The 16,681-nt window shown below is 28.0% G+C and carries 14 protein-coding genes; all 14 read right to left on the minus strand.

Annotation, left to right across the window (positions count from 1 at the left end; all coding sequences use genetic code 11):
- The 14 genes from KPL50_RS07915 to rfbA all read right to left on the minus strand — a co-directional run bounded on the left by KPL50_RS07915 (position 1) and on the right by rfbA (position 16,297).
- On the minus strand, positions 1-405 hold the full coding sequence (locus KPL50_RS07915; RefSeq protein WP_216297922.1) for an FdtA/QdtA family cupin domain-containing protein: 405 nt from the start codon (positions 403-405) through the stop codon (positions 1-3).
- Positions 392-901 carry a GNAT family N-acetyltransferase gene (locus KPL50_RS07920; RefSeq protein ID WP_216297923.1) on the minus strand — a complete coding sequence of 170 codons (510 nt, stop codon included), beginning with the start codon at positions 899-901 and terminating at the stop codon, positions 392-394. The genes KPL50_RS07915 and KPL50_RS07920 overlap by 14 nt, the downstream gene beginning before the upstream one ends.
- Positions 902-2,002, minus strand: a complete 1,101-nt coding sequence (locus KPL50_RS07925) for a DegT/DnrJ/EryC1/StrS aminotransferase family protein (RefSeq protein WP_216297924.1) — start codon at positions 2,000-2,002, stop codon at positions 902-904.
- 112 nt (positions 2,003-2,114) lie between these two features.
- The gene (locus KPL50_RS07930) at positions 2,115-3,212 is read right to left on the minus strand and encodes an acyltransferase family protein (protein WP_216297925.1); all 1,098 of its coding nucleotides are present in this window, start codon (positions 3,210-3,212) and stop codon (positions 2,115-2,117) included.
- A 257-nt stretch (positions 3,213-3,469) separates the two neighbouring features.
- Entirely contained in the window at positions 3,470-5,197 is a 1,728-nt protein-coding gene (locus tag KPL50_RS07935) for a lipopolysaccharide assembly protein LapB (protein WP_216297926.1), read from the minus strand.
- 127 nt (positions 5,198-5,324) lie between these two features.
- Entirely contained in the window at positions 5,325-6,032 is a 708-nt protein-coding gene (locus KPL50_RS07940) for an IPT/TIG domain-containing protein (RefSeq protein ID WP_216297927.1), read from the minus strand.
- 123 nt (positions 6,033-6,155) lie between these two features.
- On the minus strand, positions 6,156-9,308 hold the full coding sequence (locus KPL50_RS07945; RefSeq protein WP_216297928.1) for a glycosyltransferase: 3,153 nt from the start codon (positions 9,306-9,308) through the stop codon (positions 6,156-6,158).
- A gap of 35 nt (positions 9,309-9,343) precedes the next feature.
- The gene (locus tag KPL50_RS07950; protein WP_216297929.1) at positions 9,344-10,597 is read right to left on the minus strand and encodes an ABC transporter ATP-binding protein; all 1,254 of its coding nucleotides are present in this window, start codon (positions 10,595-10,597) and stop codon (positions 9,344-9,346) included.
- A 15-nt stretch (positions 10,598-10,612) separates the two neighbouring features.
- Entirely contained in the window at positions 10,613-11,404 is a 792-nt protein-coding gene (locus tag KPL50_RS07955) for an ABC transporter permease (protein WP_216297930.1), read from the minus strand.
- Positions 11,405-11,419: 15 nt separating this feature from the next.
- Positions 11,420-12,490 carry a glycosyltransferase gene (locus KPL50_RS07960; RefSeq protein ID WP_216297931.1) on the minus strand — a complete coding sequence of 357 codons (1,071 nt, stop codon included), beginning with the start codon at positions 12,488-12,490 and terminating at the stop codon, positions 11,420-11,422.
- 286 nt (positions 12,491-12,776) lie between these two features.
- The gene (rfbC, locus tag KPL50_RS07965) at positions 12,777-13,322 is read right to left on the minus strand and encodes a dTDP-4-dehydrorhamnose 3,5-epimerase (RefSeq protein WP_216297932.1); all 546 of its coding nucleotides are present in this window, start codon (positions 13,320-13,322) and stop codon (positions 12,777-12,779) included.
- A gap of 24 nt (positions 13,323-13,346) precedes the next feature.
- A complete protein-coding gene (gene rfbB / locus KPL50_RS07970; protein WP_216297933.1) occupies positions 13,347-14,405 on the minus strand; it encodes a dTDP-glucose 4,6-dehydratase in 1,059 nt (352 codons plus the stop codon).
- A gap of 79 nt (positions 14,406-14,484) precedes the next feature.
- Positions 14,485-15,366 (minus strand): dTDP-4-dehydrorhamnose reductase, encoded by an 882-nt coding sequence (gene rfbD, locus KPL50_RS07975; protein ID WP_216297934.1) that lies wholly within the window; start codon positions 15,364-15,366, stop codon positions 14,485-14,487.
- Between the two features lie 13 nt (positions 15,367-15,379).
- On the minus strand, positions 15,380-16,297 hold the full coding sequence (gene rfbA, locus KPL50_RS07980) for a glucose-1-phosphate thymidylyltransferase RfbA (protein WP_216297935.1): 918 nt from the start codon (positions 16,295-16,297) through the stop codon (positions 15,380-15,382).
- Positions 16,298-16,681: the final 384 nt, after the last annotated feature.

The following is a 16,681-nucleotide window of genomic DNA, read 5'->3' on the forward strand; positions in this document are numbered from 1 at the left end:
TTATTTACTTCCTTTTATGTATTCATCGAAATCTCTTATATATTCCGAGCTATCATACCCCTCACTTGCCAATACTAAAAGTATACTATCTTCAGAAAAATCATACATGTCTTTCCATAGCATTTTAGGAAGATATATTCCTGTATGAGGTTTATCTAATACGAATACTTCATCTTTTTTACCATCCCTTATTCTTACTTTAGATGATCCACACACATTAATTAATACAAATTCACTTCTCCTATTTGCATGTTGACCACGAATAACTGTAGAATCAGAACCATAAATGTAAAATATTCTTTTAATATCAAAAGGAATATCTTTCATTCCCTCTACTACAACGAGCTTTCCCCTATAATCACCATTTTGTTTAAATTCTATCATCTTATGTCTATCTATTTGCATAATAATTCTCCTTTAAAATCCCATACCATTTTAAATTTTTAAATTGTCCTTGTATTTTAATGTGTTGTTTGAATTCACCTTCAAAAATAAATCCACATTTTTTATATAATTTAATTGCATTAATATTATCTTCTAAAACATTAAGATAGACTCTATTCAAGTTTAAAGTTTCAAAAGCATATTTTAATAATTGTTTAGTCGCGAATGTTCCTATACCTTTACCTTGTGCTTCATAATGTAAAGCAATAGCATATTCTCCTGTACCGGCATCAATATCAATATTTTTCAAACTAATTGTACCTTGATATATATCATTATCGTCAGCAATTGCAAAATGATAGTTATTATTATCTTCAACACAACTATTTATAAATTCCGTAACACTTTTTATTGTAACATTTTGAGAATCAAATCTAAAAAAACAATTTACTCTAGAATCTTTCATCCATTCTAACATTGGTATACTATCATTTCTTTTTAATGGACGCAATATCATTTATTTCGCCTCCCATGAATTAATTGCATCTATAACATAATTTAATTCTTCTTGTGTCATCCCATTATATAGTGGTAATGATAATACCTCATCAGCATATCTTTCAGTTATAGGGAGACTTCCTTTTGGTATATTTAAGTATTTATATGCCTCTGCTAAATGTGGAGGTATCGGATAATGAATAATTGTACCTATTTCTCTTTCATTTAAATAGTCAATCAATGCTTGTCTATTTTTTGCTTTTATAACAAATTGATGCCAAACAGTTGTAACACCATTGCAAATTTGCGGCAATACTATACTTTCATTTTTAAGTTCATTTAAATATCTATTGCAAATATTATGACGTTCTATAGTGACTTCATCTAGATGTGGTAATCTAACTCTTAAAAATCCTGCTTGTATTTCATCAAGTCTTGAATTAGTTCCTACAACCATATTATAATAACGTTCTTCACTACCATAATTTCTAAATATTTTAACTTTTTTAGCTAAACCATCATCATTAGTAGTTATCGCGCCACCATCCCCAAAAGCACCTAAATTTTTGGATGGATAAAAGCTAAAGCATCCTATATCACCAAATGTTCCACATTGCTTACCATCTTCCATTGACCCATGTGATTGGGCACAGTCTTCAACTACAAATAAATTATGTTTTTTAGCAATTGCCATAATTTTAGACATTTCAGAGCATTGACCATATAAATGTACTACCAAAATAGCTTTTGTGTTTTTAGTAATTTTTTCTTCAATTTTATCAACATCAATATTTTTATAAATATTGGGTTCTACAAAGACTGGAATAGCACCATTAATCGTAATTCCCATAACACTTGCTATATATGTATTACCTTGAACAATAACCTCATCACCTTTACCTACCTCTAATACTCTAAAAGCAATCCAAAGTGCATCAAGTCCATTTCCGAGACCGATACAATGTTTAGCTCCTGTATAAGTAGCAAATTCTTTTTCAAAAGAAGAAACCTCTTTTCCAAGAACATACCAACCAGAACGTAATACTTCAAGTGCCTTGTCTTCAAATTCTTTTTGATATTGTAAAAATCCTCTATCAAGTCTATTAGACATTATTCTCATAAAATCACCCCTTTATTTCACTTTTAAATTATTAAATTTAACTTTTACTTTTATTTATTAATCTGATTCCCGACTAAAATACTAAAGTTAAATACAATTAAAGATATTTTAACTAAGCACCTATATACTTTTTATTATAATAAACATTTTTTAGTTTATTGACTATCTTATTAAACAACCACACTCCCAATACTGGTATAAATAATCCAGCTAATGTATTTAGAATCCACAAATTAATATTTGAGTATGGGAATTTAGCAATATTATATAGTTCCTTATGATAAAATAATACAGCTATTAAATTTATTAGTTTCATAGCTAAGAACTGTAGTACCATTATGTGAAATGATTCCCTGCCTAAACATGCAAAAATACATTTTAGCTTATTTGTCTTAAGTAGTATTTTACCAATATATAAATTAATATAAATTCCTGCAAAAGTCACTAAAGTAAATGCAATAGGATTACCGATTTGTCCTGCTGCAAAACTTATAACAAGACCATTTCTATAAAAATATACTATTACAAATACACCCATAATTGCCATTATCCAATTTAACTTAATCTTACTCCAATATGTTTTACACACATATCCACACGATATAATAGGTATTGCAATTAACGATACATCAATTCTCCATACTAATTGGAGTTTTTTTGCTGATAATATCATACCAACTCCACCTATTAACCAACACAATATATATATATATATTTCTCTTTTTGTTTGAGTATCGCTTAGTTTTATAGCTATATTCCTAATAAAACAAAATATTATCATTGCACAAAATAAAGGAAATACAAACCAAGAAGCCCCCATTACTTCTTCTAGTTGATTACCTGTTAATATTAGTAATAATATATTATTTACAGTTTCATATAAACTGTAAACTACCTTAGGATAAATCATAGGTTCACCTGTAATTGTACTGTAAATATTCATTCTTATAAAAATATTATGAAGTATTATAAATACAATTCCATATTTAATAAGAGGCCACCATAAGTCCTTAACCTTTTTTATTATATAATCCACTAAATCATAAGAATATTTATCCTTATAGAAAAAACCTGCAACAAAAAAGAATATTGCTAGGTGATAATAATTTAAAATTATACCATATTTAAATCCTGAATGTCCAAGTACGACAGCTATTATACCAAGACCCTTTATTATATCCCAATAAACATCTCTCTTAATTTCCTCCAAATTAACACCTCATTTCATCCATTTTCTTAACATTAATTATATTTATTATTTTGTAGTTAAGTCATTACCTGCATTATAAGTAGGTTGTTTGATTATTATATTATCTATATCTTAATTATCTGATTTTAATACTACAATCCAACAGCCAAACCAATCTAATAGCCTTGTAAAACGTACAAATTATTTCTTCCGGATTATTCAATATTTTCTTTAAACGTTTTTTTTACATCTATCCTTTAAAGCCACTCCTTATCAAATTATTGAGATTCACTTATACGTTCCACTGCATCTGAAAAGATAGCATTAGTATTATCAATCTCTACTGCTTTTTTATAATATTCACTAGCTTTTGTATAATCACCATTTGCTTCAAATACATTTCCTGTGAAATAATATGGATAAGCGTTCTTTCCTTGGCTCATATCAATGCCTTGCTTAAATGTATTAATTGCCATAGTACTTTTTCCAATTGATTGATATATATTTCCTAAATCTAAAACTTCAACTAATGTCATATTTTCTTTCTTATATTCTGCTAATTTAGGATAAATTATTTCATCAAGTTTAGATATGTCTAACTTTTCTTTCTTCAAATTGATATGTTTTTTTATATTACCATCTGATGAGTATAAAAATATATGATCAAAGCTTTTAAGAGTATCTTGTGGTATCTCTTTTACATTAGTAAATTTAACCCAATTATTTATATTAGTGTTTCTAGTTGTAAGTACATTTATATTACACTCATAATTTATTCTATTTTTCAGATAGTACATTGATTTATATATAGTCTCTTCTGTGTCATACAATCCTGTAATTAATACATTGTCTCCTGGATCTATATTCTTTTCTACATAATCAAATCCCTTTAGTACATTATAATTGATAGTTTCTGGTTTCACTGCCCAATAGTAATCCTTATATACATATACTATATTGATGCCTAGTATAAGTAATATAGCTACTGTAATTATACCTTTTACTATCTTTTGCTTTTTTTTGTTGTAATCTATATCTGCTATTGCAAAGATAATAAGATATCCAAATGCAATTCCTAGCCATCTATAATGTGGTACTACATGATTGGGTAATATAGCATATGGTATATAGGCTGACAAATTCATTGCTATCAGCATAACTATTTTAAATAATTTATCTCTATTTTTTAAAACAGTTATAACAACTACTACGAATAGTACTAATGTTACAATATTCCCCCAATCCTTTACATAGTATAAAAATGTTTTTATAATTGACTTAATTTTAAAACTAGTGAAATACGCACTATCCTGATTGCTAGATAGCGATACAAATGCACTTCCTATATTCTTATTCCAATACACGATTAATCCAGCCATTACAGTACTTAAAATTATCATAATCTTATTTTCTTTTGTTTTCTCAATAAATAATCCATTGAAAAAGAAAAATACAATAATAGAAACCAAATATGTTTCTTTAGATAGTCCACATAATAAAATTAAAATAATAGTAATTAGCATTTTATTACTATTACTGTTATAGTAATGGTTTAATAATAAAAGCAATAAAAATGTAAGACTTATACTACTATATATATCAAAAGTATAATTTATATAAAACCCTGGATGCGAAAATACTAATATGCTATATACTATCTTATAAAAATAGTTGCTCTTCTCAAGATTAAATATTTTCTTTGCTACTATGAATAATAAATATATATTTATTAGTGTAATTATTACTGAAAAAAATGTAGTTATCTGATAGTTTGAAAATGAAAATAGACTTATTATAAATTGTCCTACTCCTCGAGGGACTTTAATAAAGTCAATAATTCCCATTCCATTGCTATCATATGCATAATCTATCATATCTGAATGATGAGCTATTAAGGGCATGAAATATTTCGGAAAAATAAATCTTAATACCATGTAGTATGAAATGGATATAATCATAATATTAATAAAAATTTTCTCATATTTTTTCTTTTTTATTTCCATCATTTTCTCTCCTAAATTCTAACTATTATTTAATATTTGTTAGTACATATACACACTATTTAAATTTCCACCTTGGTTTAACCCATTTAATAATTGATTTTACCAGTCATGTTTTGCCACAAGATGGTTGTCACTTGTTTTCTGTATCTTTTTCTACCACTTCAATTTTCAAATAATTGCTTACTTCAACTTGCTCAACTTTAAGAGTTTGTTTAATTTGTATATCTAACTCCTGTGGTTTAACATAAAACTTTTTAGGAACTAGACATGTTACTAATTTTTCTCCACCAAATGAAGTTATTTGCATCTCATTATTAATATATATTTTATCATCTTCTTTAAAACCAGAACCTATTACACTTATAGCAACCTTTCCATCTATAAGATTTTCCTTTTGCATTACCTCTATTTGTTTTGGAGATATTTCCTCTATAACTTTGGTAGTTTTTTCTTTTACATCAGCAATTTTTATCTTTTTAAGATTAGATTTAGCTATCACCTTATTAGAAGTATTAAATCTTTTAACTGTAACTTCTATTTTTTCTACTTCACTATAAGCTACTTTTGGAATAAGACATGTTAAAATATCTTCACCTCCAAATGCAGTTGTTTGTTCTTCACCATTAAGATATATCTTATCATTTTCTTTAAAACCTGTTCCTTTTATCTCTAGTGAAACTTGATCATTTATTAAGTTTGTCTCATGTTTTCTGAAAATAGTTTCCTGAGATAAAGAATCTATAGTAATATCTTCATGCAAAAAAAATGTAAGTGTACTTATTAATATTAGTGGAAATACTATAATTGTTATTGCATATATCTTTTCCAATTTGCTCATATTCACTTTAACTCCTCATTTAGAATAATTTTTTCTAAACATCATATCATACTGAATATTTTGTAAATCATTACACGCTTAGTGCCATTGTTATTTCTCATCTCATCTCATCCGCATCTGTTGTTATAGTCTATACCTATGTTGTTTCCATGTAATCCCCCAACGCTCTTCGAAAAGTTTTTTATTCTTATTAAAAATATCCATATAAGTTTTATCTTCTAACTTTTTGAAAGATACATTACCATAATGATGTATAAATACGTCTTCTGCACATTTAATTTCATATCCTAATGATTTAGTCCTATAGGAATAATCATCATCTTCAAACATTCCTATCCCATAAAGTTCTTCTAGATTACCTATCTTATTAAATGCTGGTCTGGATATAATTAAACAAAACATTGCTAATACATCTATCTGAGCATATGTTTCTCCCATATGCTTGGTTGTATATTCATATGCAAAGTGTTCCATATCTGAAATTTCTACATAAGAAACATCAATTTTAGCCTCATTTCCAATTGAATTTGTTACAGGCCCTAGTATACCTAGTTTTTCATCTTTTTCAAAATGTTTAGTCAAGCCACTCAGCCAGCCTCTTGTGATAACAGTATCATTATTCAATAAAACAATATACTCTCCATCACATGCTTTAATTCCTATATTATTTCCTTTTGCAAATCCATAATTCTCTGGATTTAAAATGATTTTTACATGTTCATACTTACTACTAATTTCTCTCAAATAATTTGGTGTATTATCACCTGATTTGTTATCAACTATGATTATTTCATAATTAGGATAAGCGGTTTTATCTATAATGCTATTAAAACACTCTTTTGTATACTCTAATTGATTATAAGTTAATAGTATAATAGATACTTTCGGAAAAATTTCTTTAGCAAAATCAATAAAAGCTTTTCCTCGTTCTTTCCAATCATTTTGTTTTGCAAATTCCATACATTCTTGAGAATCTGCTAATATATCTTTTTCATCCAAACATAGCCTTACACAATTCACGAATTCCTTATTATCATTAGCCATATATACATATTTATCTTTAAAAGGGATTAATTCAGGTATTTCAGTTGCAACTATTTTTTTCCCTGCACTAAGATACTCATAAAATTTAACAGGATTTGTTGCTTTAATTAGATCCGTAGATGTATCAAAAGGTATTAGGCATACATCAAATTCTTCTAAATATCCAGGTAATGTATTATAATCTTTTTCACCTAACAATTTAATATTAACATATTTACTAAGTAATTTAGCACCTTCAGTGACTTCCCCAATAAGGACTATATCTACATCTGGCATTTGTTCTGCAATATATAGAATTTTTTCAAAATCAAACCAATGAGCAATTGCACCATAATAACCTATTATTTTTCTTTCATTAACTATTTTTTTTGATTTCTTATATGCTTTATTAAAATGCTGAAACTCTGTTCCATTTCGTATAATTTTAATATTTTTATTATATTTATACGCACATTCAGCTAGATAGTTAGAACTTGCTATAACTTGGTCGCTAGATTCTAATAGTTCATAACAACATGGAGCTAAACACTCAATATTTGTATCTTCAAATCCTGTATAGTCATCTAAATAGTCTGTTACAATTTTAAATCCATATTTATCTTTAAAATATTTTGCTGCCTGCACCCATGTTGGATATTCTACTACAATTACGCAATCTCTAATAGCATTTTCAATAACTATTTTTTCTAATTCTATAATAATATCACTGCTATCCTTTGTATAATCAGCTATATGAATTGCTGAATATCTTTTACTTTCTACCGAAAATATATTAATATTATCAACTTGTTTAATTGTTTTCGTCTGATTATTATTATAATTTGCATTAATATAAAATACCTTATGATCTTGTTTTGAAAAACTGTTGGCTAAATGCTGTGGTCTTTGATATCTAAAATCATAGTCAATAACTGCTAAAAATAAAATATCAAATTTATCATATTTTTTTTCAAGCAATGCATTTATTTTTTCTACTTCATATGTATTTGTTTTATTGATTAAATCACCTATAGGGTCAGGTTTATCTGAAATATGACTAATTTTATCTAATTGATCAATTATTTGAAACATAGGGTTGAAACTATGGTTATTAATTAGGATTCGCTTATTACTTCTTTTAGTTAGCCACTTTGCAAATTCTTTTTTTTCAGTATATTTGCCCTTAATTAATTGATGTTTTATTCGATATAATAAGTGTACTAATTGGAAAGCTTTTGTATTGATCAATGCTAAAGTATTTTCTTTAGTTGTTCTAATAACATCGATATAATCATTAATATTATTTTTGAGAAAGGCTTCATTATTTCTAAACTTATCTAACTCCGTTAATAAAGTTAAGCTTTTTTGTTGTTCTATTTCTATTTGTTGCTTAACATTTTGAATTTCTATTTCTGCTTGTTGTCTACCTTTTTTAAGTTCTATAATTAGTTTCGATGATAGATCATTTTCTTTTTCATAGTTCCTAATTTGTTCTGTTAAAATTAAAATTTCTTCCACATTACCTTGCAACCTTTTTTCTTTTTCTTTAGTTTCTTCATCAATTTGTATTAAATCTTTATAAATATTTTCTTTTTCTTCAAAGTCTCCATTATGACCTCTAGATAATTTCATCTTTGTTGGGTCTATATAGTTTTTATTTACATAAACTAATAATATTTGCTTTCCTGGCCAGAAAGTATTTTCAATATTTGATGTATTAATTACTTTGTAATAGCATTGATAAAAATCCTTAATTTGATACATAAAACTATTATAATCAAATCTTATGAAATGTTCTTTATGTAAATGTTCTTCCTGAAAAGGAAGTAATAATAATAAATATTTTTCAGTAATATCTATTAACTTGTCTAATTCCCTAAATGGATTTTTAAAATGTTCTAAAACATTAGAACAAAATACCACATCATATTTTTCTTTAATATCTTTTATATCATAGCAAAAAAAATCGCACGCCGGATAATTATTCTTAGCATCATTAATAGCACTTTCTGAAAAATCTATTCCAATTACATCTGATTTACTAAAACATTGTTTTAAAATGCTAGTTCCTTCGCCTTTTGCACATCCAGCATCTAAAATTCTATAATCATTTATATCTATATCTTCAATTAACCAGTTTGGCAGATATTTAAGTGCTACATGAGTAAAAAATTCTGTTTGTTTGACACCCTCAAATTCATCCCAACTTCCACTTTCAAAACGCTCTTCCCAATATTTCTTTGAATTTAACATACTCTAGTCCTCTCTTCCACTTCTCATTAAAGCCTTCAAGAAATTCCATCTATACTAATTTTCATTGGAACATCTAACATACCATAATATATCTCATTACTTCCTACTTTAAAATAATGTGCTCCCTCAATATAATCAATATAACTTGGTGTCTGAGTTTCTCTAGTTTCTAGGCTAGCAACTATATAATATTCACCTGGAACTAAATAATTCTCCATATTAAAGCTTACTTTATAGAACCCTTCTTTAAGCAAAAATTTATTTTGATCGAAAGTAGCCCCTACAATAAGATCTTGTCCTTTTTTATTTTTTATTGAAAAAGCTATTCCAACTGGACTACCTTCAAGTATCTCTTGTGTTATCTGAACCTCTATTAATAAGTTAAAACCACTCCCCTTATCTAGATACTCCACTTCATTTTCATCATTGTATATTGTTACATATTTTATTAAGCCTACACTACTACCCCATCTAGATATAGGTGTAAATTTCTTTTCTCTTTTTATATTTACATTGTTATTTACAGATATTTTTTCTTTTTCTATATTCATTGCTCTTTTAGTTGTATATGCAATATATTGTGAAGTTACTTTTTTTACATCGCCTTCTTCTTTTAGATGTCCTCTTTCTATCCATATACATCTATCACAAAATTTTCTTACTGAATCTACATCATGTGTGACTAATAAAATTGTCTTACCTTTATCTTTTAGTTCCTCAAATTTTCTATAACATTTTGATTGGAATATATTGTCACCCACTGATAAAGCTTCATCTATAATTAATATATCTGGATCTACATTTATAGCAACAGCAAATGCTAATCTTACGAACATCCCACTTGAATAAGTTTTTACAGGTTGATTTATAAAATCACCTATATCTGCAAATTCTAATATAGAAGATATTTTCTTACTCGTTTCCTCTTTGCTATAACCTGATATTGCTCCATTTAAGTATATATTTTCAATTCCAGTATATTCCATGTTAAATCCTGCTCCAAGTTCTAACAGCGCTGATATTCTTCCTTTTATGTTAATTTCTCCACTTGTAGCACTTAATACTCCTGTTAATATCTTTAATAAGGTAGATTTCCCTGAGCCATTAGTTCCTATTATCCCAAGGGTTTCCCCCCGTTTTACCTCTAAAGAAATTTCTTTTAGTGCAAAGTATTCTCGGTGATATATTTTCTTGGTTACACTTAAAGATTCTTTTAATCTATCTATAGGTTTATCATACAATTTATAGATCTTATTTATATTGTTTATTTTAACAACTATATCTTTCATATAACATCTCTCCTATTATAGTACATCTGAAAAATGTGGTTTGAGCTTCTTAAAGGTTCTTGCTGAAAAAATAAATATTATAATACACAGTATCCAAAAATATACTGTTTGATTATACCTTTCCCAGAACCATACTTTATTAATAAAAGTATCTCTGTACCCTTCAACAACATAATACAATGGATTCAATTTTAGTATCCATTGTAAATTTTCTGGCACTATCTTATAACTCCACATAATAGGTGTCATCCACATCCCAAGTTGTAATACGATTGTAATTATCTGTCCTAAATCTTTGAAAAATATAATAATAGCAGCTGTTGAATATGATATAGCTAATACTAATATAAATGTGCAAAATGAATAATATATCACTTGTAAAATATGTATATCTATTGGATATCCATATCCAATAAATAAGAGAAGAATAAATAATATAAATACCAAATGTACAAATAATGCAGAAATAATTTTCACAATAGGAAGTATACTTATTTTAAATACAACTTTTTTAACTAAATAACTATATTCTACTAAACTATTAGTTGCATTTAATAATGCCTCTTGAAAGAAAAACCATGGTATTAGTCCTGCTGTAAACCATAATACGAACGGCGTATTTTTTGTAGGTGAAGATGATTTTAACCCAAATTCAAAAACAAACCAGTAGATTAATATAGTTATTATTGGTTGGATGAATGCCCACACTATTCCTAAATACGATCCTGCATATTTAGTTTTAAAATCATTCTTTGCCAAATCTAAAATTAAGTTTCGATTATTATACAGCTCTCTAATTAAATTCATATTTTCTCCTATCAACTAACATACTTTTTTTATAATCTTCACATAACTCTCTACTCTTTTTCTCCAATTATTTTCATCTATGAAATTAATATTAATTTTATAAGAAAGGTCATGCTCAATTTTTATTCTATTTATTGCTGAACTAAATTCCTCATAATTTTTATACGTATACACTAGATTATTATTTTTATATCGTTCTAATTCTTGCCAATAAGACGTTACAACTGGTTTACTCAATGCCAAATATTCATATATTTTAACTGGATCTACTCCTCTTATAAGTTCATTAACTCTAAATGGTATAAGCATTATTTCTCCAAATTTTATGTACTTTCTTACATCCTCATGTTTAATGGTTCCTAATATAACTATATTTTTATTATCTATTTTGCTCATAATTTTACTATCCATTGGTCCTATGAGATAAATAGTATAATTAGGATTGTTATGTGCATATTCATTTAAAACATTTATATCCAACCATCCACCAATTGTTCCTATATACATGAGATTTGGTGATTTTAAATTTATTACCTCTTCACAATCAACTTTAAACGATTCATCTAAAGCATTTTTCACTATTTCAATTTTTTTACCAGCTATACCATATTTGTTTTGGATTTTATTTTTTAAATAGTCAGAACTTGTAATAATTTGGTAAGCGTATTGACATAGCTTTTTTTCTTGTTTCTCAAGTTTAATTATTCTGCTTCCTTCATAAAAATAAGGGATATTATCCATACATTCATATATTATTTTTGAATTATTCTTTAATTTTTCAGGTAAGTAATCATATTGTTCAGGGTGTGTAAGTATTACTATCTCATATTCCTTATTCAAAAAATATTTAATATATATAATATTAATTTTTTTTATCATTCCCATTTTAGTTGCATAAGGCAATACAAATTTATCTTTTACATATAAATATTTGCTTAATTTTTTACAAAGAATTTTCTGCTTGAACAGAGGAGTTATTGAAAAATATGTTACGTCTATTTCTTTTTTACTTAGATACTCACAAATAAAATGTGGTCTTTGTTTTATCCATTTCCAATTTACTGTTGAAAAATATAAAATTTTCATACTTCCCCCTTATATTAATATGACTAAAATTGCTACAATTTAAACTTTCTATGATCCCATTTTAGTGAATCCGTACATCTTCTTACTTAGACTAAATATCTTTCCAAAGCATCTTCCCATCTAAGTTAAAGCTCAAGTCCGCTATTACAAGGCTTTTCTTAGAAAGTCTAGAATTTAGAGGTCTTAAGCTTTAGTCTTTTTGCTCACTTGCAGAATCTATAGTGTAACACATATCATTTCCTGCACGTTCTCCAACAAATTTAATAAGATTTTTAATTTTCCTAATTTATGCAAAATTAATATCCTTAAATAGTGGTGCTTTCGAATCTTTCTCCGAAATGATTGGATTTTTTATTTTCCAGTCCACATTTATTTCAGGATCGTCCCATCTAATCCCACCTTCATCCTCAGGATGATACACTTCAGTACACTTATAAACAAACTCCGCTTCTTCAGATAATACTAAAAACCCATGTGCAAATCCTCCTGGTACATAAAACTGCTTTTTATTTTCTTCATTTAATATGGCGCCAACCCATTTTCCATAGGTTTCTGAATCTTTTCTTAAATCCACAGCCACATCAAATACTTCACCTTTTATCACCCTAACTAGTTTTCCTTGTGGATATTTTTTTTGAAAATGAAGTCCCCTAAGCACGTTTTTTTTAGACATCGACTGATTATCCTGTACGAAAACCATATCTAGCCCTGCACTTTTAAAATCTTCGTAATTATAAGTTTCCATAAAATAGCCTCTTTCATCTCCAAAGACCTTAGGCTCTATAATATAAACTCCTCTTATTTCTGTTTCCGTAAATTTAAATTGTCCCACTAAAAAAAACTCCTTTACTTTCCTCTATTCCATCGTATTGTACATTTTCTCATAATACCTCTGATACTCACCAGAAGTCACATTCTCCATCCACGCCTTATTATCCAAATACCATTGTATAGTTTTCTTTATTCCCAATTCAAAAGAAGCTTCTGGTTCCCAACCTAATTCATCTTTAATTTTAGTTGGATCAATCCCATATCTTTTATCATGACCCATTCTATCTTCTACATATTTTATAAGTTGTTCAGTTATTGTACTATCTACATTTTCATTTAAATATTGAAGTACAGTTTTTACAATGTGAATATTGGTTCTTTCATTGTGCCCACCAATATTGTACACTTCTCCCACTTTTCCATCATTTATAACCATATCAATAGCTTTGCAATGATCCTCAACATAAAGCCAGTCTCGAACATTCATTCCGTCTCCATATACAGGTAAATCTTTATGATTTAAACTATTGTTTATTAAAAGTGGAATAAGCTTTTCTGGGAATTGATAAGGACCATAATTATTTGAACACCTTGTAATATTCATTGGCATTTTATATGTATCAAAGTAAGCTTTAACCATTAAATCTGCTCCAGTTTTACTAGAAGCATATGGACTGTGAGGGTCTAATGGTGTAGTTTCCATAAAGTACCCCGTTTCTCCTAAAGAACCGTATACTTCATCTGTAGAAACCTGAATATACTTTTTTCCTTCTTTAAATCCGTCTTCCGTTTCCCATGCATTTTTAGTAGCATTCAATAAATTCACAGTTCCTAGTACGTTTGTTATTACAAAAATCTCTGGCTCCTTTATACTTCGATCCACATGAGATTCAGCTGCAAAATTAACTACATAGTCTATATCATTATCCTTAAATATCTTTTCTACTGCTTCTTTATCGCAGATATCAGCTTGTACAAATTTATAATTCGAATTACTTTCTACTACTTTTAGGTTTTCTAAGTTTCCTGCATAAGTTAACTTATCCAAATTAATAATTTTTATATTCTTGTATTTGTTAAACATATACTCTATAAAATTCGAGCCAATAAATCCAGCTCCACCAGTTACTAAGTAAGTTTTCATCGAAATCCAACTCCCTTTTCTTAAATAACAAAAATTTATATACATTCTCTATTTATTACCTGATATTTACATCCTTCTACTAATCCTCTATTTTATCAATAAATATCTTAAGTGCATCTTTCCACTGTCTCATTTCATCTCCAACAGTACATCTAAGCATCATATTATCCAAAGCTGAATAAGCTGGCCTCTTAGCTGCCCTTGTAAGCTGATTTGATGTTGTTGCACTTACTGTGCATTTAATACCTGCATATTCAATAATTTTGCAAGCAAAATCATACCAACTACATTCGCCAGTTCCAGTACAGTGATATGTGCCATATTCTTCACTTAATGCTAGTTTTAAAATATGATGAGTTAAGTCTTCTGCATTCGTCGGATTGCCTCTTTGATCATCTACTACATCTAAATGCCCTTTTTCTTTGCCGGCTTTTAATATAGTTTTCACAAAATTATTTCCATTATAACCGTAAAGCCAAGATGTTCTTACTATGAAATATCTACTACACAGTTCTCGTACAAAGTTTTCTCCTGCAAGTTTTGTTTTTCCATATACACCCACTGGATTAGTAATATCGTATTCTCTATAGGGCATATTTCCATCACCCTTGAATACATAGTCAGTAGATATATGAATTATCTTTGCACCTACATTTTCAGAAGCTATGGCTAAATTTCGTGCTCCAAGAGCATTTACTTTAAAAGCTATATCTTCATTACCTTCACAAGCGTCTACATTGGTATAAGCTGCTGCATTTATTATTATATCTGGCCTTAACTTGTACACAAAATTCTGTACTTGATTTAAATTTGTTATATCTAACTCTTCCAGACCTACATCAAATACTTCTGCTGATTTATATTGTGAAGATATCTCTCCAAGTTCACTTTTACCACTGGTTATCATGTGCATTACTTGACTGCCAAGCTGCCCCTTAGCCCCTGTAATTAGAATTTTCATATCCTCACCCCTATTACTCTGTTGTAGCCACTTCATCATAGGCTAATTGACCCGCTACACTTTCTTCATGTTTTATTAAGTCAATAAGATATCTACCATAATTTGTTTTGATCAATGGTTCTGCGAGTATTCTAAGTTCTTCACTGCTTATCCATCCATTCCTGTAAGCAATTTCTTCAAGGCAAGCAATATAAGTTCCTTGTCTATTTTGTACCGCTGCTACAAAGTTAGATGCATCTAACATAGAATCATGGGTTCCTGTATCAAGCCATGCCATTCCTCTGCCTAAAAGGTTTACTTTTAACTTTCCTTCATTCATATATACTTTATTTAAATCAGTTATTTCTAATTCCCCACGTGCAGATGGCTTTAAATTTTTCGCCTTTTCTACTACTGTATTATCATAAAAATATAACCCTGGAATTGCATAGTTTGATTTCGGATTTTGTGGTTTTTCTTCTAATGAAATAACCTTTCCATTTTTATCAAACTCAGCAACACCATATGCAGTTGGGTCTTGAACATAATATCCAAATATAATTGCTCCACTTTCAATTGACGCTGCACTTTTTAAATGATTTGTAAGGCTTTGACCCCAGAATATATTGTCTCCTAAAACCAAAGCCACATTGTCATCACCAATAAATTCTTCACCTATTATAAATGCCTCAGCTAGTCCATTTGGTGCTTTCTGAACAGCATATTCAAATTTCATACCTAACTCGCTTCCATCTTTAAAAAGCTCCTCAAATGCTGGTAGGTCTCTTTCTGTTGATATTATTAATACTTCCTTTATACCTGCGAGCATTAATACAGATAGTGGATAGTATATCATTGGCTTGTCATATATTGGTACGATTTGTTTTGATATAGATTTAGTAACTGGATAAAGTCTAGTGCCTGAGCCACCTGCTAAAATAATTCCCTTCATAATTTAAATTCCTTTCTTGTTTCATAATTTATTTTTACATTAAATACTATTTTCATATTACAAGTAATGTGCAAATGCCACTATCTAAAAACCGACTAAATATTTAATGGATTTATAAATATTTGTATTGATGTTCTACCTTTTAGTCAATTTATACATTGTTTTTTAATAAAGCATTACATTTAAAATACGATTAACAACCATTATAGTTTCACAATATCCTATATTTCTTTATAAAATTTAATTATTAAAGATTTTCCATTATTACACTAATTATTTATAAATACTGTATATACACTATAATTTTATATTTACCAATATTACATTATATTTCTACAATTTTCATTTTAATTTTAACACATTATTCATAAACATTCTACCGTT

The sequence above is a fragment of the Clostridium sp. CF012 genome (genome assembly GCF_018861755.1).
Lineage (GTDB): Bacteria > Bacillota > Clostridia > Clostridiales > Clostridiaceae > Clostridium_AD.